Source organism: Streptomyces misionensis, from assembly GCF_900104815.1.
In the GTDB taxonomy this organism is placed as follows: domain Bacteria; phylum Actinomycetota; class Actinomycetes; order Streptomycetales; family Streptomycetaceae; genus Streptomyces; species Streptomyces misionensis.
Genome location: NZ_FNTD01000004.1, coordinates 2,027,687 through 2,045,148 on the forward strand (window position 1 = coordinate 2,027,687; position 17,462 = coordinate 2,045,148).

The 17,462-nt window shown below is 73.6% G+C and carries 12 protein-coding genes; 3 read left to right on the forward strand and 9 right to left on the reverse strand.

Annotation, left to right across the window (positions count from 1 at the left end; translation table 11 throughout):
- Positions 1 to 7 precede the first annotated feature (7 nt).
- From BLW85_RS10785 to BLW85_RS10810, 6 genes are all read right to left on the reverse strand, one after another.
- Positions 8 to 550, reverse strand: coding sequence for a hypothetical protein (locus BLW85_RS10785; RefSeq protein ID WP_070028008.1), 543 nt, complete (start codon positions 548 to 550; stop codon positions 8 to 10).
- Complete coding sequence (locus BLW85_RS10790; protein WP_079172313.1) at positions 535 to 1,668, reverse strand: ParA family protein; 1,134 nt, start codon at positions 1,666 to 1,668, stop codon at positions 535 to 537. The genes BLW85_RS10785 and BLW85_RS10790 overlap by 16 nt, the downstream gene beginning before the upstream one ends.
- Before the next feature lie 414 nt (positions 1,669 to 2,082).
- A complete protein-coding gene (gene ald / locus BLW85_RS10795; RefSeq protein WP_070028009.1) occupies positions 2,083 to 3,207 on the reverse strand; it encodes an alanine dehydrogenase in 1,125 nt (374 codons plus the stop codon).
- A gap of 134 nt (positions 3,208 to 3,341) precedes the next feature.
- Positions 3,342 to 5,429: a tetratricopeptide repeat protein gene (locus BLW85_RS10800; RefSeq protein WP_074991928.1), complete on the reverse strand. Its 2,088-nt coding sequence runs from the start codon at positions 5,427 to 5,429 to the stop codon at positions 3,342 to 3,344.
- Positions 5,430 to 5,601: 172 nt separating this feature from the next.
- The gene (locus BLW85_RS10805; RefSeq protein WP_070028011.1) at positions 5,602 to 6,231 is read right to left on the reverse strand and encodes an NUDIX domain-containing protein; all 630 of its coding nucleotides are present in this window, start codon (positions 6,229 to 6,231) and stop codon (positions 5,602 to 5,604) included.
- Between the two features lie 83 nt (positions 6,232 to 6,314).
- Positions 6,315 to 7,964: a CTP synthase gene (locus BLW85_RS10810; protein ID WP_070028012.1), complete on the reverse strand. Its 1,650-nt coding sequence runs from the start codon at positions 7,962 to 7,964 to the stop codon at positions 6,315 to 6,317.
- Positions 7,965 to 8,566: 602 nt separating this feature from the next.
- On the opposite strand from BLW85_RS10810, the gene BLW85_RS10820 reads away from it, so the two are divergent.
- The 3 genes from BLW85_RS10820 (at position 8,567) to BLW85_RS10830 (ending at position 13,527) form a co-directional block, all read left to right on the forward strand.
- A complete protein-coding gene (locus tag BLW85_RS10820) occupies positions 8,567 to 10,369 on the forward strand; it encodes a glycoside hydrolase family 15 protein (RefSeq protein ID WP_070028013.1) in 1,803 nt (600 codons plus the stop codon).
- A 42-nt stretch (positions 10,370 to 10,411) separates the two neighbouring features.
- Positions 10,412 to 11,794, forward strand: coding sequence for an FAD-binding oxidoreductase (locus BLW85_RS10825; protein ID WP_074991930.1), 1,383 nt, complete (start codon positions 10,412 to 10,414; stop codon positions 11,792 to 11,794).
- Positions 11,795 to 11,877: 83 nt separating this feature from the next.
- Positions 11,878 to 13,527: a PucR family transcriptional regulator gene (locus BLW85_RS10830; protein WP_074991931.1), complete on the forward strand. Its 1,650-nt coding sequence runs from the start codon at positions 11,878 to 11,880 to the stop codon at positions 13,525 to 13,527.
- A gap of 4 nt (positions 13,528 to 13,531) precedes the next feature.
- Here the strand turns inward: BLW85_RS10830 and BLW85_RS10835 are convergent, their stop codons facing one another.
- The 3 genes from BLW85_RS10835 to recN all read right to left on the reverse strand — a co-directional run bounded on the left by BLW85_RS10835 (position 13,532) and on the right by recN (position 17,446).
- Positions 13,532 to 14,668, reverse strand: a complete 1,137-nt coding sequence (locus tag BLW85_RS10835) for a glycosyltransferase family 4 protein (protein WP_074991932.1) — start codon at positions 14,666 to 14,668, stop codon at positions 13,532 to 13,534.
- A 269-nt stretch (positions 14,669 to 14,937) separates the two neighbouring features.
- Complete coding sequence (locus tag BLW85_RS10840; protein ID WP_074991933.1) at positions 14,938 to 15,684, reverse strand: hypothetical protein; 747 nt, start codon at positions 15,682 to 15,684, stop codon at positions 14,938 to 14,940.
- 19 nt (positions 15,685 to 15,703) lie between these two features.
- A complete protein-coding gene (recN, locus tag BLW85_RS10845) occupies positions 15,704 to 17,446 on the reverse strand; it encodes a DNA repair protein RecN (protein WP_177330059.1) in 1,743 nt (580 codons plus the stop codon).
- Positions 17,447 to 17,462: the final 16 nt, after the last annotated feature.

Consider the following 17,462-nt stretch of genomic DNA (forward strand, 5'->3'; position numbering starts at 1 on the left):
GCTACCGCTAACGTCCCCGCAGCCGTCGCACGAGGATGCTCGCGTCCCCCCGGGACTCCAGGTCGGCCAGCACCACGGCCACCGCCTCGCGCACGATGCGCCCGCGGTCCACCGCGAGTCCGTGCTCGCCCCGGAGCACCAGCCGCGCGTGCTCCAGGTCCATCAGTTCCTCGGCGGACACGTACACGGTGATCTTCTCGTCGTGCCGCTCGCGCCCGCTGGGCCGGCGGCTGGCCGCCCGTCCCCGCTTGCGCGGCTGGGCGGCGGCCGCGGGGCCGTCCGCCGCGGACTGCCGGCGCCGGCCGCGGGACTCGGCGTCGGCGGGCTCCGCTTCCGCAGCCACGTGCTCCACGCCCTCGCCGTCGCCGCTCCGCACGGGCACGGCCTGCGGCGCGTCCTCGGCGGCGGCCACGTCGTCGCTCTCCTGCGCGGGAGCCGGCACCCGGGCCTCACCGCCCGCCGCGCGCCGGGGAGTCGACGGCTGCAGCGCCGTCCCCCCTGTCGTACGGAAGAGTTCGTCGGCCCCCGGCAGACTCACTCGGCGTGACACCGGGCGAGCACCTCCCTGGCGAGCTGGCGGTAGGCGGCGGCACCGACGGAGTTGGAGGCGTACGTGGTGATCGGCTCACCGGCGACCGTGGTCTCCGGGAAGCGGACCGTGCGCCCGATGACCGTGTGGTAGACGTGGTCGTCGAACGCCTCGACCACCCGGGCGAGGACCTCGCGGCTGTGCACCGTGCGCGAGTCGTACATGGTGGCGAGGATGCCGTCCAGCTCCAGCTCGGGGTTGAGCCGTTCCTGGACCTTCTCGATGGTCTCGGTCAGCAGCGCGACACCGCGCAGCGCGAAGAACTCGCACTCCAGCGGCACGATCACCTTGTGCGCGGCGGTCAGCGCGTTCACCGTGAGCAGGCCGAGCGAGGGCTGGCAGTCGATCACGATGTAGTCGTAGTCGGGCAGCAGCGGCTTGAGCGCCCGCTGGAGCGTGGACTCGCGCGCGACCTCGGAGACCAGCTGGACCTCGGCGGCCGACAGGTCGATGTTGGAGGGCAGCAGGTCCATGTTGGGGACCGCGGTCTTCAGCAGGACCTCGTCCGCGGACATGCCCCGCTCCATGAGCAGGTTGTAGACCGTGAGGTCGAGTTCCATGGGGTTGACGCCGAGACCCACCGACAGCGCGCCCTGCGGGTCGAAGTCCACGAGCAGCACGCGCCGGCCGTACTCCGCGAGCGCGGCACCCAGGTTGATGGTCGACGTCGTCTTGCCGACGCCGCCCTTCTGGTTGCACATCGCGATGATCTTCGCGGGGCCGTGGTCGGTCAGCGGGCCCGGGATCGGGAAGTACGGCAGCGGGCGTCCGGTGGGACCGATGCGCTCACGGCGCTGGCGGGCCGCGTCGGGCGCGAGCGTGGCCGCGTACTCCGGATCGGGCTCGTACTCGGCGTCGGGGTCGTAGAAGTGCCCCTCGGGCAGTTCGTCGTAGTCGGCGAAGTGGTTGTGGGGCGCGCCACTTCCGTCGCCGGCCATGGCGTTCACGTGATGGCCATCCATGCTCTGGTGTGCTGTCCGGGGCATGGGCGCTCCCGGACTCTGGTGGGCTGCGAAGGTGCGCACAGCGACGGAGCCGACAGCCTCGAATCCCGCGGGCCCCTGGCCCCCTGCGGGCATTCCTGGTTGACCACCCCCGGGAGAAAATGTCGACTCATTCACAAGTCGTCTTACCTCCTTGGTGACCAGGAAACTTCTAGACAAGGTCAGCGTGGCACCATGCCGACGGTTGGCGACTCTATGGCGTGTCGGCGGTCCGCAGCAACACAATCCGCCGGACCCGGCAGGATGTGTCGGCAATGAAACATGTCGCTGTCAAGGGCGTACGGCCGTCGCACAGCAGGTTTCACCGGGGTGCGAATCGGTTGAACGGTTACGTTCGAGGCGAGTTGACCGAGAGTCGCAAAGTGACCATACACACATCCGGCCGGACCTTGTCGGGCAAGGTCCGGCCGGGCGTGGGCGGTTGACGAGACGTGTTGACGAATCGCCTTTTGCCGGTGAGCGACTTGGCGACCCACCTGGTCGCCGAGGTCAGCCGAGCAGCGAGGCCAGCTCGACGTGCTCCAGGCCGTGGGCCTCGGCGACCTCCTTGTAAACCACCTTGCCGTCGTGGGTGTTGAGACCCTTGGCGAGCGCGGCGTCGCGGCGCAGCGCCTCGACCCAGCCGTTGTTGGCGAGGGAGACGATGTACGGCAGCGTCGCGTTGGTGAGGGCGTTGGTGGAGGTGTTCGGCACACCGCCCGGCATGTTGGCGACGCAGTAGAAGACCGAGTTGTGGACCTCGAAGGTCGGCTCGGCGTGCGTGGTGGGGCGGGAGTCCTCGAAGCAGCCGCCCTGGTCGATCGCGATGTCGACAAGGACACTTCCGGGCTTCATGCGGGCGACCAGCTCGTTGGTGACGAGCTTCGGGGCCTTGGCGCCCGGGATCAGCACCGCGCCGATGACCAGGTCGGCGTCCAGGACGGCCTTCTCCAGCTCGAAGGCGTTGGACATGATCGCCTTGACCTTCGTGCCGAAGATCTTGTCGGCCTCGCGCAGCTTGTTGATGTCGCGGTCGAGCAGGGTCACGTCGAAGCCCATGCCGACGGCGACCTGGGTGGCGTTCCAGCCGGAGACGCCGCCGCCGATGACCACGGCCTTGGCCGGGGTCACGCCCGGGACACCGCCGGGCAGCACACCGCGGCCGCCGCCCGCGCGCATCAGGTGGTAGGCGCCGACCTGCGGGGCCAGCCGGCCCGCGACCTCGGACATCGGGGCGAGCAGCGGCAGCGAGCGGTTGGGCAGCTCGACCGTCTCGTAGGCGATGGCCGTGGTGCCGGACTCGATCAGGGCGTCCGTGCACTCCTTGGAGGCGGCCAGGTGCAGGTAGGTGAAGAGGATCTGGTCCTTGCGAAGGCGGTGGTACTCCTCCGCGATGGGCTCCTTGACCTTCAGCAGCAGGTCGGCGGCGGCCCAGACCTCGTCGGCGGTGTCCAGGATCCGGCCACCGGCGGCCACGTACTCGTCGTCCGTGATCGAGGAGCCGATGCCGGCGCCCCGCTCGATGACGACCTGGTGGCCGTTGCGCACCAGCTCGTGCACGCCGGCGGGGGTGATGGCCACCCGGAACTCGTTGTTCTTGACCTCGCGGGGGATGCCGACCTTCACGTCGATCACGGTCCTTGGCTCAGGGGTATGGGGGTGCATTACAGGCGTACCCAGACATGCCTTGGCATACCGGGAGACACCGCAGGAACATGCGGCAGAGCCAGTTTAATGAAGGTGTTCCGCCTGTCTAGCCTTTCATTGCATCAATCTTCTGACGATGCACCTCGGATTTCGTAGGCGTTCGCGTCCTGTTCCGGGCTTGTGTCCTGCTGTGATGGCCGTTCCGGGCCCTCCTCACCCAGCAGACGCCCGGCCGTGGCCCGGTGCAAGCGGGCCGCCGTCGGGTCGCCGAGGCGCTCCACGGTGTCGGCCAGGCGCAGCTGCAACGCGGCCTGGAGGCGGACGTCGTCCGCGCGCCGCGCCCACTCCACCGCCTCCTGGCAGGTGTGCAGCGATTCCTGCGGCCGTCCCGCGTACTCCTGCACCCGGGCCATCTCGCTCAACGCCCTTGCGTGGGCCGCGACTTCACCGCTCTTGCGGTAGGCCGCACAGGCCGCCCGCCAGTTCCGCAGCGCCTCGCCGTAGCGGCCCGCGTAGGTGTGGGCGGTGGCGATCCGGCCGTACAGCCGGGCGGCCTCGGTGCGCTCGCCGCGGGCCAGCCGGTCGGCTAGCGCCCGCCCGAACCAGTCGGCGGCCCGGTCGTAGTCACCCAGCTCCTGGTGGGCGCCGCCTACGGATTCCATCGCGCGGCCGGTGGCGTACGGGTCGTTCGCCTCGCGTCCGGCGTCCAGCGCGTCCCGGTAGCGGGCCAGCGCGTCCCGGGTGCGGCCGGTCTGGGCGTCCAGGTCGCCCAGGTTCAGCAACGCCGCGGCCCGCTCCCGGGGCAGCCCGCGCCGCTGCGCGACATCCAGCACCAGCCCGTGCACGCCGTACAGGTCGGCGGCCGCGGCCTGGGTGCCGACATGCGCCGCGAAGGCCCTGACCAGCTGCGACAGCAGCCGCCTCGCCAGGGTGTCCAGTTCTCCGTCGGCCACCGCGAGCCGGGCGGAGGCCAGCAGCGCGGGCCTGCGCACGCGCAGCCACTCGGCGGCCGCGCGGGGGTCGGCGAAGCGCACCGCCGGGGGCAGGGCCTGGATCTTCTCGCGGGACTGCGGGCTGTCGGTCTCGGTGATGGCCCGGCAGGAGTGCAGCAGCCGTACCGTGCGCTCCAGCATCCGGGCCCGGGCCAGCTGGAGCTCCCCCGGCCGTTCCTGGGCCTCGGCCAGGGCGCGCAGCAGCGGGTGCAGCCAGCCCGGCACCTCGTACTCGGCGAGCGGCGAGTCCACCGGCCGTAGTAGGCCGAGGGCGACGAAGTCGTCCAGGGTGGCGCGGGCGGCCTCCACCGAGCAGCCGGCCAGCGCGGAGGCGGTGTGGTCGTCGACCGGGCCGGCCGGGGCCAGGCTGAGCAGTCGCAGTATCCGGGCGGCGGGGCCGGGCAGCTCCTCGTGCACCAGCCGGAAGACGCGGGCCAGTGGGGTGGCGTCGGCGTCGTCCGCGCCGTCCTGCCCATAGGTGTGCATCCGCTTGGCGAGGTCGGAGACGGCGGCCTTGGGGCGGGCGGCGAGCCAGCCGCCGGCCAGCACCAGGGTGGCCGGGTGGCCCTGGCAGGCCTCCACCAGACTCTCGGCGGAGCGGGGGTCGACGGTGACGCGGACCGAGCCGGTGTAGCGGGTGAGCAGCTCGACGGCGGACTTGGTGTCGAGGCCGCCCAGGGTGCAGGGGCGGACGTCCGCGATGCCGGTGAGCGGGCCCTTGGAGACGGCCACCACCAGGCAGTCCGGGGCGTCCGGGAGCAACGCGTCGACCTGTTCGGCGCCGGCCGCGTCGTCCAGGAAGAGCAGTGCCCGGCGGCCGGCGAGGGCGGTGCGCAGGGCCTCGGTCAGATCGTCCTCGGCGGCGCCGGCCGGGGCGGGCACCCGCAGCGCGGCCAGCAGTTCGCGGGCGGCCCGCTCCACCGGGACCGGGGTGCCGTCGGCCTCGCCGAGCCGGGCGCGCAGCACCCCGTCGGGGTAACGGTGCGCGACCTGGCGGACCAGTTCGGCGGCGAGGGTGGTGCGGCCGGAACCGGGGCGCCCGGCGATCAGCAGGACCCGCGCGCGGGGCGCCTTGCGGCCGGAGATGGTGTCCAGGCCCGCGCGCTCGATGTCGGCGCGCAGCTCCTTCAACTCCCGTGCGCGGCCCAGGAAATGGTCCCCGTCGGCCGAGGGCGCGGACAGCCGCGCACCGCCTGTGTCCACCGCCTGATCCGTCACGGGCCACACTCCCGTCCCACACCGCACGCGCAAGCCCGCCGGATCTTCCGGTACGGGCGTTGAAGAGCCTAGTTCACGCTCTGCGACGTTCCGCTCGGAGCGCGGCGGGGACGACGGGGACATCGCCCGATCGGATCAGGCGATGGTCACACCAATGGGGTTCCGCGCGGGTTCAGGAGGAGAACGGGCGGGCCGGCCAGGGCGCGTCCGCCGGGCGCAGCGCGTCCAGCCCGTCCCCGCCGCGCGCGGCCACCAGGGAGAGCACCCCGACGACCAGGCAGTTGTTGTGCACGTCACCGGCGAGCACGAGGCGCACCAGCTCGTCGACCGGCACCCGCGCGTGCTGCATGTCGGTCTCCTCGTGCTCCGCCGCGAAGCGCTCCCCCTCCGCCTCGGACAGATCACGCGCGAGGAAGATCCGCACGGCCTCGTCGCAGCCGCCGGGGGTGGTGTACACGTCGGTGAGCACCCGCCAGTCCTCGGCCTTGACGTGCGCCTCCTCGTACAGCTCGCGCTGGGCGGCGTGCAGCGGGTTCTCGCCGGGCACGTCGAGCAGCCCGGCCGGGATCTCCCACAGCTTGTGGCGCACCGGGTGGCGGTACTGGTTGATCAGCAGCACCCGGTCCTCCTCGTCGAGGGCGAGGACGGCGACCGAGCCCGGGTGGACCTGGTAGTCGCGGCGGACCACCGAGCCGTCCGGCATGACCACCTCGTCGGTGCGCACCGAGGTCTTGTTGCCGACGAAGGGGGTCTCCGTCGCCCGGATCTCCCACTCCTCGCGGGTGTCCTTGATCGTCGTCATGCCCTGTCCTTCCCCATGTGCACGAACGGCCGGGACGCTGTCCTCGCGGACACGCGCGCCCCGGCCACCGTACAACTCCCGCGTTACTTCGCGATCTTCCGCTCGACCGCGGCCTTCACCAGACCGGCGAAGAGCGGGTGCGGGCGGGTCGGCCGCGAGCGCAGCTCCGGGTGCGCCTGGGTGGCGACCAGGTAGGGATGCGTCTCCCGCGGGTACTCGACGTACTCCACGAGCTTGCCGTCCGGGGAGGTGCCGGAGAACTGGATACCCGCCTTCTTCTCCAGCTCCGCGCGGTAGGCGTTGTTCACCTCGTAGCGGTGACGGTGCCGCTCCTCGACGTACTCCTTGCCGTCGTACGCCTCGCGCACGAGGGAGCCCTCGGCCAGCTTGGCCGGGTACATGCCCAGGCGCATGGTGCCGCCCATGTCGCCCTCGCCGGCCACGATGTCCAGCTGCTCGGCCATGGTGGAGATCACCGGGTGGGCGGTGGCCGGGTCGAACTCGGTGGAGTTGGCGTCCGGGATGCCGGCCAGGTTGCGCGCGGCCTCGATCACGATGCACTGGAGGCCGAGGCAGAGGCCGAGCAGCGGGATCTTGTTCTCGCGGGCGTAGCGGATGGCACCGACCTTGCCGAGCACACCGCGGTCGCCGAAGCCGCCCGGGATGCAGATGCCGTCGACGTCGGCGAGCTGCGCCTTGGCGCCGGCCGGGGTCTTGCAGTCGTCGGAGGTGACCCACTTGATCTTCACGCGGGCGCGGTTGGCGAAGCCGCCGGCGCGCATCGCCTCGGTGACCGAGAGGTAGGCGTCGGGCAGGTCGATGTACTTGCCGACCAGGGCGAGGGTGACCTCGTGCTCCGGGTTGTGGACCCGGTCCAGCAGGTCGTCCCAGGTCGTCCAGTCCACGTCCCGGAAGGGCAGGTCGAGCTTGCGCACCACGTAGGCGTCCAGGCCCTCGGTGTGCACGACCTTCGGGATGTCGTAGATCGAGCGGGCGTCCGGGCAGGCCACCACGGCGGCCTCGTCCACGTCGCACATCAGCGAGATCTTGCGCTTGATGGCGGTGGGGACCTCGCGGTCGCAGCGCAGCACGATGGCGTCCGGCTGGATGCCGATGTTGCGCAGCGCGGCGACGGAGTGCTGGGTCGGCTTGGTCTTCAGCTCACCGGAGGGGCCGATGTAGGGCAGCAGGGAGATGTGCACCACGAAGACGTTGTCCCGGCCCACCTCGTGGCGGACCTGGCGGACGGTCTCCAGGAACGGCAGCGACTCGATGTCGCCGACGGTGCCGCCGACCTCGGTGATGACGACGTCCACCGCGTCGGTCGCCATGCGGCGGATGCGGTGCTTGATCTCGTTGGTGATGTGCGGGATGACCTGCACGGTGTCGCCCAGGTACTCGCCGCGGCGCTCCTTGGCGATCACCGTCGAGTACACCTGGCCGGTGGTGACGTTGGCCGAGCCGTCCAGGTCGCGGTCGAGGAAGCGCTCGTAGTGGCCGATGTCCAGGTCGGTCTCGGCGCCGTCGTTGGTGACGAACACCTCACCGTGCTGGAAGGGGTTCATCGTGCCCGGGTCGACGTTCAGGTAGGGGTCGAGCTTCTGCATCACGACGCGCAGGCCACGGGCCTTGAGCAGCATGCCCAGGCTGGAGGCGGTGAGGCCCTTGCCGAGCGAGGAGGCGACACCCCCGGTGACGAAGATGTGCTTGGTCGTCGTAGATTTCGGCGGCATGGCCAAGAGGGGGCTCCCGTGGTCGCTGGCTGTCGTGCGGTGCGGCTGTCCGCCCCGGATCGCTCCGAGGGTGCCGTCGCTGCGGTTCGGGGGTTTCGGCCCACCGGTCCACGGGCTACCAGGGTATCAGCGCCCGGAGGCAATGGCTTCCGGCCACGCTCCGTACACGGATGCGTCGACTTTCGGCCACCTTGTGCATACGGACGCGCACGCGGTGGCACCGGGACCGGGGCCGCGCAGGACCCGTCGGCCTCCTGCGTCCCAGGGGTAAGCACAGTCCCGTCCGCCCCACACGATCATCACCAAGGGCTCACTCGTTCGGCGCACACAGGTTGCCCGGAGCGGCACGCGGATCACCCGGGTGCGTCGTATCCTGCTCGGACATTCACTGCCGGGCCCGGCCGGACGACGGCACACCCCAGCCCGAATCACCCGGAACAACGAGAGCGCGGCAGTTCGTTGAGCAAAGACTGTCGTTTTGCCTCAGGGCTCGGCGGGCTGCTTTGCTTCACCGCTCAACGACGCACAACAACGACCCCTTGACCGCACTAGCGACAGCCCCCTTGCGCGGGGGTGACGTGGCCGTTCGACTGGAGTTGCACGTGGCCGGGCGCATCGAAGACTACGCACTCATCGGAGACATGCAGACCGCCGCACTGGTCTGCCGGGACGGCACGGTGGACTGGCTGTGCCTGCCCCGCTTCGACTCGCATGCCATCTTCGCCGGCCTGCTGGGCACCGAGGAGCACGGCTTCTGGCGGCTCGGCCCGGCGCACGCGGCCGACTCCCAGCCGCCCACGGCGGCCCGCCGCGGCTACCGGGGCGACTCGCTGATCCTGGAATCGGAGTGGGACACCCCGCGCGGCACCGTCCGCGTGACCGATTTCATGCCCCCGCGCGACGGCGCCCCCCAGCTGATCCGGATCGTGGAGGGCGTCACCGGCCGGGTGCCGATGCGCTCGGCGCTGCGGATGCGCTTCTCCTACGGCCGGGTCGTGCCCTGGGTGCACAAGCACGAGGGCCGCACGGTCGCCGTCGCCGGGCCCGACTCCGTGTGGTTCGACACCGATGTCGAGACCTACGGGAAGTCGCTGACCACCTACGCGGACTTCACGGTCGCCCCCGGTGACCGGATCGCGTTCACGGTCTCCTGGGAGCCCTCGCACAAGGAGCCGCCCGCCCTGCCCGAGCCGGAGCAGTCGCTGGAGGCGACCGAGCACTTCTGGCGCGAGTGGGTGGAGCAGTGCACGTACCACGGCCCGTACCGGGAGGCGGTGATCCGCTCCCTGATCACGCTGAAGGCACTGACCTACGCGCCCACCGGCGGCATCGTCGCCGCCCCCACCACCTCGCTGCCCGAGGACATCGGCGGCGTACGCAACTGGGACTACCGCTACACCTGGCTGCGCGACGCGGCGATCACCCTGTCCTCGCTGCTGCGCACCGGCTACCGCGAGGAGGCGCGCGCCTGGCGCGAGTGGCTGCTGCGGGCGGTCGCGGGCGACCCGGAGAACCTCCAGATCATGTACGGCATCGCGGGCGAGCGCGAGCTGGGCGAGGCCGAGCTGGACTGGCTGCCGGGCTACGAGGGCTCGGCCCCGGTCCGGGTCGGCAACGGCGCGGCCCACCAGCTCCAGCTGGACGTGTACGGCGAGGTCACCGAGGCCCTGCACCTGGCCCACATGACGGGCCTGGCCCGCAACGACTACGCGTCCCTGCTCCAGCTGAAGCTGATCCGCTACCTGGAGGACCACTGGCAGGAGCCGGACGAGGGCATCTGGGAGGTGCGCGGCCCGCGCCGGCACTTCGTGCACTCCAAGGTGATGGCCTGGGTCGCGGTGGACCGCACCATCAAGCTGATCGAGTCCGGGGACGCGGACGGCCCGCTGGAGCGCTGGCGCGAACTGCGCGACGACATCCACCGGGACGTGTGCGAGAAGGGCTACGACAAGGAGCGCAACACCTTCACCCAGTCCTACGGCTCCAAGGAGCTGGACGCCTCCCTGCTGCTGATCCCGCAGATGGGCTTCCTGCCCCCGGACGACAAGCGCGTCATCGGCACCATCGAGGCGATCCAGCGCGAGCTGTCCACCTCCGACGGCTTCATCCTGCGCTACCCGACCGAGGGCCAGGACGAGGGCGTCGACGGCCTCCCCGGCGACGAGGGCGCCTTCCTGGCGTGCTCGTTCTGGATGGCCGACGACCTGGCGATGATCGGCCGCGTGGACGAGGCCCGCAAGCTCTTCGAGAAGCTGCTCGCCCTGCGCAACGACCTCGGTCTGCTCGCGGAGGAATGGGACCCCCGCCTCAAGCGCCAGGTGGGCAACTTCCCGCAGGCGTTCAGCCACGTGCCGCTGATCGACACGGCGCTGCGGCTGACGGCTTCGGGGGCGTACGGCGGCTGACGGCCGTGCCCTGACGCGCCCCGGGGTGCCACGCTGGAAACCGTGGCACCCCGCTCGAAGGCGCGCACGGCCCTCGCCGCACTCCGCGAGGACCTGCTCGGCGACGTCCTCGCGCCCGAAGACCCCGGCTACGACGAAGCCCGGGCCGTCTTCAACGCGGTGACCGACCGGCGGCCGGCCGTGATCGCGCGGTGCGCGCACCCGGCCGACGTGGTCCGCGCGGTGCGCTTCGCACGCGATCTGGACCTGCCGGTGGCGGTCCGCGGCGGCGGTCACGACCTCGGCGGCTCCGCGCTCGGTGACAACGCGCTCGTGGTGGACCTGTCGCGGATGCGAAAGGTCACGGTCGATCCGGCCGCGCAGGCGGTCCGGGTCGGGGGCGGGGCCACGACGGGCGATCTGGACCGGGCGGCCCGGCCGTACGGCCTCGCGACGACGGGGTCCCGGGCCTCCGGCGCCGGGGTCGGCGGATTCGTGCTCGGCGGCGGCTCCGGGTGGCTGGAGCGCGCCTTCGGGACGGCCGTGGACGGCCTCGTCGCCGTCGAGCTGGTGAGCGCGGACGCGGAGCGGCTGCGCGCGAGCCCCGACGACGACCCGGAGCTGTTCTGGGCGCTGCACGGCGGGGGCGGCAACTTCGGCGTCGCCACCGCGCTCACCCTGGAACTGCACGAACTTCCGCGTTTCAGCCTGGCGTTGACGCTGTGTCCGGCGGAGTCGGGGCCCCGGGTGGTGCGCGCCTTCCGGGAGGTCCTGGGCACCGCCCCGGACGCGGTGGGCGGAGCAGTGCTGTATCTCACCGGCCCGCCACCGGAGTTGGTGCCGCCCGGCCTGGCGGGCAGGCGGCTGTGCGCGGCGCTGCTGACCTGCGCGGGCGGCACGGAGGAACTGCGCGCCCTGGCGGCGCCGTTGCGGGCGCTGCCGCACGAGGCACACCTGCTGGGCGAGGTGCCGTACGCCGACGCGCAGCGCCTGCTCGACATCCCGCCGGGGCTGCGCGGCCACGGCTCGGCGGAGTGCCTCGGCGCGCTGCCGGACGCGGCGGTCGACGTCTTCTGCGCCCTCGGTGCGGACATGCCGGCCCTGCCCGGTACCCGGCTGGCGCTGTTCCCGCTGGGCGGGGCGGTCGCGGCCGGCGCACACGCGTACCCGGTGGCGTACCGGGACGCGCCCTGGCTGGTGCACCCGCTAGCCGTCTGGGCGGACCCGGCCGACGACGAGCGGTGCACGAGCTGGGTGCGGCGGGTGCGCACCGCCGCAGCGCCGTGGAGCACCGGGGCCGTCTGTCCGAACCTGATCGGCGACGAGGGCCCCGAGCGGGTCCGGGCGGGCCTCGGCGCGGGGAACACGCTGCGGCTGGAGAAGGTGAAACGGCGCTACGACCCGGACAACGTCTTCCGCTTCAACCACAACATCAGGCCCGTCTAGCGGCGGCGTTCCGGCCAACCCGCCCGGCCACAGCACCGGCCGGAAGATTCTCTTCGGGCGTTTTCGCAGGTAGCGTCCGCAGCATGGACAGCGGTACGGACAGCAGGCCCGAGGCGCAGGGCGCGGGGATCACCGTTCAACGGGCCCTGGAGCTGCCCGGGCTGCGCAGCGGGCTGCCGGAGATCCTGGCGGGCGCGGACCGGCTCGGCCGCACCGTGCGCTGGGTGCACGCGGGCGAGGTGCCCAACATCGCCTCGCTGCTCAAGGGCGGCGAGCTGCTGCTCACCACCGGGTACGGGCTCGGCACCCGCCCGGCCGAGCAGCGGGCGTTCGTGCGCACGCTGGCCGAGCGCGGGATCGCCGCCCTGGTGGTGGAGCTGGGCCCGCGCTTCAGCCGGTTGCCGGCGGCGCTGGTGGACACCGCGCGCGCGGCCGGGCTGCCGCTGGTGCAGCTGCACCGCGAGGTGCCGTTCGTGACGGTCACCGAGGAGATCCACACCGAGATCGTCAACGGTCACTACGCGCTGCTCCAGCGGGCCGAGGAGGTGCACCGGCGCTGTACCGAGGCGCTGCTGGGCGGCGGCGGGGTGCCGCAGGTGCTGGGCATCCTGGCGGACTTCGGCGGCAACCCGGTGTTCCTGGAGACCCCCGACGGGCGGCTGCTGTACGCGGCCGGGGAGGGGCCCGAGGGCGCGGACCCGTTGCAGGTGTGGGAGGGGCTGCGCGGCCCGCACAAGAACGCCCCGCCGCCCGCCGGTTCGGTGCTGGTGGACGTGCCCGGCGGCGGCCCCGGCACCACGGGTGCGGTGCGGGCCCGGCTGGTGCTGCTGCCGGTGCGTTCCCCGCTGGCGCCGGTGCACCGGATGGCCGCGGAGCGGGCCGCGGGCATCCTGGCCGTGGTGCTGATGCAGGCCCGGCAGGAGGAGGAGCTGGCGGCGCGCGGGCGCGGCGACTTCCTCACCGACCTGGCCGAGGGCCGGATCTCGGCGGAGGACGCCCCCGCCCAGGCCCGGGTGCTCGGCTTCAAACCGGGTGGCAGCCCGCTGCTGCCGGTGGTGATGCGGGTCGGCGACCCCCTGTCCCCCGCCGGGGGCGGCTGGGCGGTCCTCGCGCGGGCCGTCTCCGAGGAGCTGGCCGCGGTGGGCGTGCCGGTGCTGCTGGGGGTGCGGCCGGTGGAGGGCCGGGTGCTGGTGCTGCTCGGGCTGCGCGCGGAGCCGGAGCGTTCGGCGGTCGCGGACCGGGTGGCGGCGGCGCTGCGGGCGGGCGTGGAGCGCGCCGGGATGCGGCGGGCCGGCAGTCCGCCGCCGGTGGTGGTGGTCGGGGTGGCGGGCGGCTGGGCGGCGGCGTCGGCGGGGCTGCGGCACGCGGCGGAGACGGCGGCGGCGGCGCAGGGCCTCGTCGACCGCCCCTGGTACGACGCCCGCCGCCTCGACATCGATCTGCTGCTGTGGCGGCTGCGCGACCATCCGGACCTCGCGGCCTTCGTGGACCGGGCGATCGGTCCGCTGCGCGACCACGACCGCCGCTCCAAGCCGCCGCTGCTGCCCACCCTGGAGACCTATCTCGCGCACGCGGGCCGCAAGGCGGAGACGGCCCGCGAACTCCATCTGAACCGGCAGACCCTCTACAACCGGCTCGCCCGCATCGGGGAGTTGCTGGGCACCGACCTCGACGACCCGCAGACGGTGCTGGCCCTGAGCCTCGCCCTGCGTGCCCGCCGCCACGTGCCCTGACCGCTCACAGGATCAGCGGCTGGGTCAACTCGTCGTACACGCTGAGCACATGGGCCACCGTCTCCTCGTCGGTCGGCCAGCCCGCGGCCTGTCGTCCGCCCCGCTCCCGCAGCAGTTCCCGGCGCGCCGGGTCGGCGAGCAGGCGTCGGACGGCGGTGGCGAGCGCCGACGGGTCGCCGTACGGCACAAGTTCGGCCGCGTCGCCCACCAGGTCGGGGACGCCGCCGACGCGGGTGGCGACCAACGGGACGCCCGCGTACAGCGCCTCCTGGGCGAGCACCGGGCGGGACTCCCACCGGCCGGTCAGCAGCGCCAGATCGGCGGCGCCGAGCAGGGCGGGCAGGTCGTCGCGGTCGCCCAGGAGCCGCACCGGCAGTTCCTCGGCCTCGATCCGCTGCTGGAGCACCGGCCGCAGCGGGCCCTCCCCCACGACGGCGACCAGGGGCACCGGGTCCAGGTCCCGCCAGGCGCGCGCCGCCTCCAGCAGGGTCTCGTGACCGCGGTGCTTGTCGAGGGCGCCGACGGCGAGGAGCAACGGGCGCCCGGTGGCGCCCAGTTCGGCGCGCGCCTTGGGCCGCCGCGGGTCTTGCTCGTCGGGTACGGCCGCGGGGCGGGGGCGGCCCGGCAGGGTGACGGCGGCGAGCCGGGCGTCCCGGGCGCCGGTGCGGCGGGCGCGGTCGACCAGATCGGGGCTGGCACCGAGGACCACGGTCGCGGAGCGGGCCACGCGGCGCTCCAGCATGCGCAACAGCTGGGCCCGCGCGCCCTCGGCGTACGACCGGTTGTGCCAGGTGACGACCAGCGGGGTGGTGCGGCCGCCGAGGGCGAGCGCGGTCCGGAAGGAGGCGTGCAGGCCGTGCGCGTGCACCAGGTCGGCGTCGGCGCAGGCCGCCCGGAGCGCGGTCACCGAGGAGGGGTCGCTGCTGCGCGGCACGTGGATGTGTCCGGCGCCGGCTCCGGTGAAGTCGTAGGTACGGTCGGCCTCGGTGGGGGCGCACACCGTGACCCGCACGCCCCGGGCGACCAGCCCGGCGGCCAGGGAGCGCACGTGCGCGCCACTGCCGGCGTTGCCCCCGCCCAGCACCTGCACGGTGCGCAGCGGCGGCCGGCCGTGCGGTGCGTTGCTGCTCAGGGGGCTCACAGGGCCGGGCTCCTGGTTCGGCGTGGGGCGGTCACGAGGCAACGTACAGAAAGTAGCGGGCGCACGGGGGCGGAGGAACGCACCTCGCGCGCCTCCCGCGCGGGCGGTGTCCCCGCCCAGCATGCCAGCAGGCGGTGCCCGCTGGGGAATTGCGGATGGGCGCACAGGGCGGCGGGCCGGGGCAATGCGCCGGAGCACATCACCCACACGGGTGAGGAGGGCCCGGTATCCGCCGACGCCGCTCCTCCGCGTCCCCCGAGGTCAGGCGCTCACAGTGCCTTCGCCCAGGCGGTGACCCGGTCCCCGTAGACGGCGGCGGTGACGACGGCGACGGCGTGCGCGAGCAGTCCCACGCGCCCGTTGCCCGCCACCACGGCCGCCCCCAGCGTGGCGCCGAGCGCGTGCGCCCCCGTGTCCCCGAGCATCGTCCGCTCGCCGACGTCCTCGCGCAGCACGGCCGCCGCACCGCCCGTGGCGACGGCGGCCAGCTCCCCGCCGGGCCCGCCGCGCAGCAGTCCGGGCGCCCCGAGCGCGAGCACCGCGCCGAGCGCCCGGCCCGGCCGTACGTCGACCAAGTTCACGAAGTGGGCGGCGCCCGCGATGACGACCCCGGCGAGCAGCCTGTCCAGCGGGCGCTCCTTGAGCAGCGCGCCCGTGACCAGTCCGGCCGCCGATATCCCGAACAGCTTCACGGCGCCGCTGGTGACCTCGCCCTCGCGCAGCGCGCCGAGGTGGGCCCGGAAGCCGCGCCGGTGGTCGCCGGCCGCGTCGTCGTACGCCCCGCAGCAGCCCGCCGCCAGGACGGCGAGCCCGGCCCCGGGGTGCACCCGGGCGGCGGCGACCGCCGTGCCCAGCGCCGTGGCGGGCCCGGCGTACAGCTCGACGTCCCGTCCGGCGTGGTTCGTCCGCTGCCAACGCCCGGGAGCGCCGGGCCGGTTGGCGCGCAGCAGGGCGTAGCCGGCCCGGGTGAGGGCGGCGGACAGCAGGAAGGAGCGGGTCTTTCGGGTGCCGGTCATCCCGTCACCCTAAGTCCCGCTACCGGTCCGCCCGCGCGGTCGCCAGCAGTTCCTCCGCGTGGGCGCGGGCCGTCTCCGAGTCCTCCTGGCCGGCCAGCATGCGGGAGAGTTCCCGGATGCGCTCCTCGCCCTCCAGGACCTTGACGCCGGAGCGGGTGACGGAGCCGTCGTTGGTCTTCTCCACCAGCAGCTGCCGGTCGGCGAAGGCGGCGACCTGGGGCAGGTGGGTGACCACCACGACCTGGGCGCTCTTGGCGAGCTTGGCCAGCCGGCGGCCGATCTCGACCGCGGCCTTGCCGCCGACGCCCGCGTCGACCTCGTCGAACAGGTAGGTCGGCACCGGGTCCGTGCCCGCGAAGACGACCTCCACCGCGAGCATCACCCGGGACAGCTCACCGCCGGACGCGCCCTTGGCGATCGGCCGCGGCGGGGCGCCCGGGTGCGGGGCGAGCAGCAGCTCGACCTCGTCCACGCCCGCGGGGCCGTAGGCGACCGGTCGCCCGCCGACCTCGACGCCCTCCGGGTCCTCGGTCTGCCGGATGTCGAAGGAGACGCGCGCGTGCGGCATGGCCAGCGAGGCCAGCTCGGCGGTCACCGCGGCGGCGAACCGCTCGGCGGCCTCGGTGCGGGCGTCGGTCAGCGCCTGGGCGAGCCCGCCCAGTTCGGCGCGGAGCGCGTCCCGCTCGGCGGTCAGCTCCGCGATCCGCTCGTCGTCGCCGTCCAGCTCGGTCAGCCGGGCGGCGCTCTGCTCGGCCCAGGCGAGGACCGCGTTCACGTCCTCGCCGTACTTGCGGGTCAGCGCGTTCAGGGCGGCCCGGCGCTCCTCGACCGCGGACAGCCGCAGCGGGTCGGCGTCCAGGTCGTCCGCGTACCCGGCCAGCTCGCCGGCCACATCGCCGAGCAGGATTCCGATCTCCCCGATCCGCTCGGCGAGCGAGGCCAGCGCCGGGTCGTGGGAGCGCACGGCCTCCAGGGCCCGGTGGGCGCCCGCGACGAGGGCCTGGGCGTCGATGCCCTCGGGGTCCTCGGGGTTGCCCGCGAGCGCGGCGTGCGCGGCGGTCGCGGCGGACGACAGGGCCTCCGCGTGCCCCAGCCGGTCCGCCTCCTCGGCCAGCTCCGCGTCCTCCCCGGCGCGCGGCTCCACGGCGGCGATCTCGTCGAGGCCGTAGCGGAGCATGTCGGCTTCCTGCGCCCGCTCCCGTGCCCGGGTGGTGATCTCCTCCAGCTCGGCGGAGACGGCGCGCAGCCGCCGGTAGGCCCCGGTGTACTTGGCGAGCGGCACGGCGACCGCGTCGCCCGCGTACCGGTCCAGCGCCTGGCGCTGCCGGGACAGCTTCAGCAGCCCCTGCTGGTCGGTCTGGCCGTGCACGGCCACCAGGTCGTCGGCCAGCTCGGCGAGCAGTCCCACGGGCACGCTGCGCCCGCCCAGGTGCGCCCGGGAGCGGCCCTCGGCGGAGATGGTGCGGCTGATCAGCAGGGCGCCGTCGTCCAGCTCGGCGCCGGCCTCCTCGGCCCGTACGACGGCGGCGGCGTCGGCGGGCACGGCGATCCGCCCCTCCACGACCGCCTTCCCGGCGCCGATCCGCACGAGCGCCGGGTCGGCCCGGCCACCGAGCAGCAGTCCCAGGCTGGTGACGACCATGGTCTTGCCCGCGCCCGTCTCACCGGTGACCGCGGTGAACCCCGGCGACAGTTCGACGACGGCATCGTCGATGACCCCGAGCGACCGTATCCGCATCTCCTCCAACACGGAACAGACCATACGAGGTCTCGGGCGT

Bases quoted from the DNA above. Each gene is read 5' to 3' on its own strand.
- BLW85_RS10810 (WP_070028012.1), bottom strand. From the start codon at position 7,964: ATGCCGCCGAAATCTACGACGACCAAGCACATCTTCGTCACCGGGGGT.
- recN (WP_177330059.1), bottom strand. From the start codon at position 17,446: ATGGTCTGTTCCGTGTTGGAGGAGATGCGGATACGGTCGCTCGGGGTC.
- BLW85_RS10830 (WP_074991931.1), top strand. From the start codon at position 11,878: ATGGACAGCGGTACGGACAGCAGGCCCGAGGCGCAGGGCGCGGGGATC.
- BLW85_RS10790 (WP_079172313.1), bottom strand. From the start codon at position 1,668: ATGCCCGCAGGGGGCCAGGGGCCCGCGGGATTCGAGGCTGTCGGCTCC.
- BLW85_RS10840 (WP_074991933.1), bottom strand. From the start codon at position 15,684: ATGACCGGCACCCGAAAGACCCGCTCCTTCCTGCTGTCCGCCGCCCTC.
- BLW85_RS10805 (WP_070028011.1), bottom strand. From the start codon at position 6,231: ATGACGACGATCAAGGACACCCGCGAGGAGTGGGAGATCCGGGCGACG.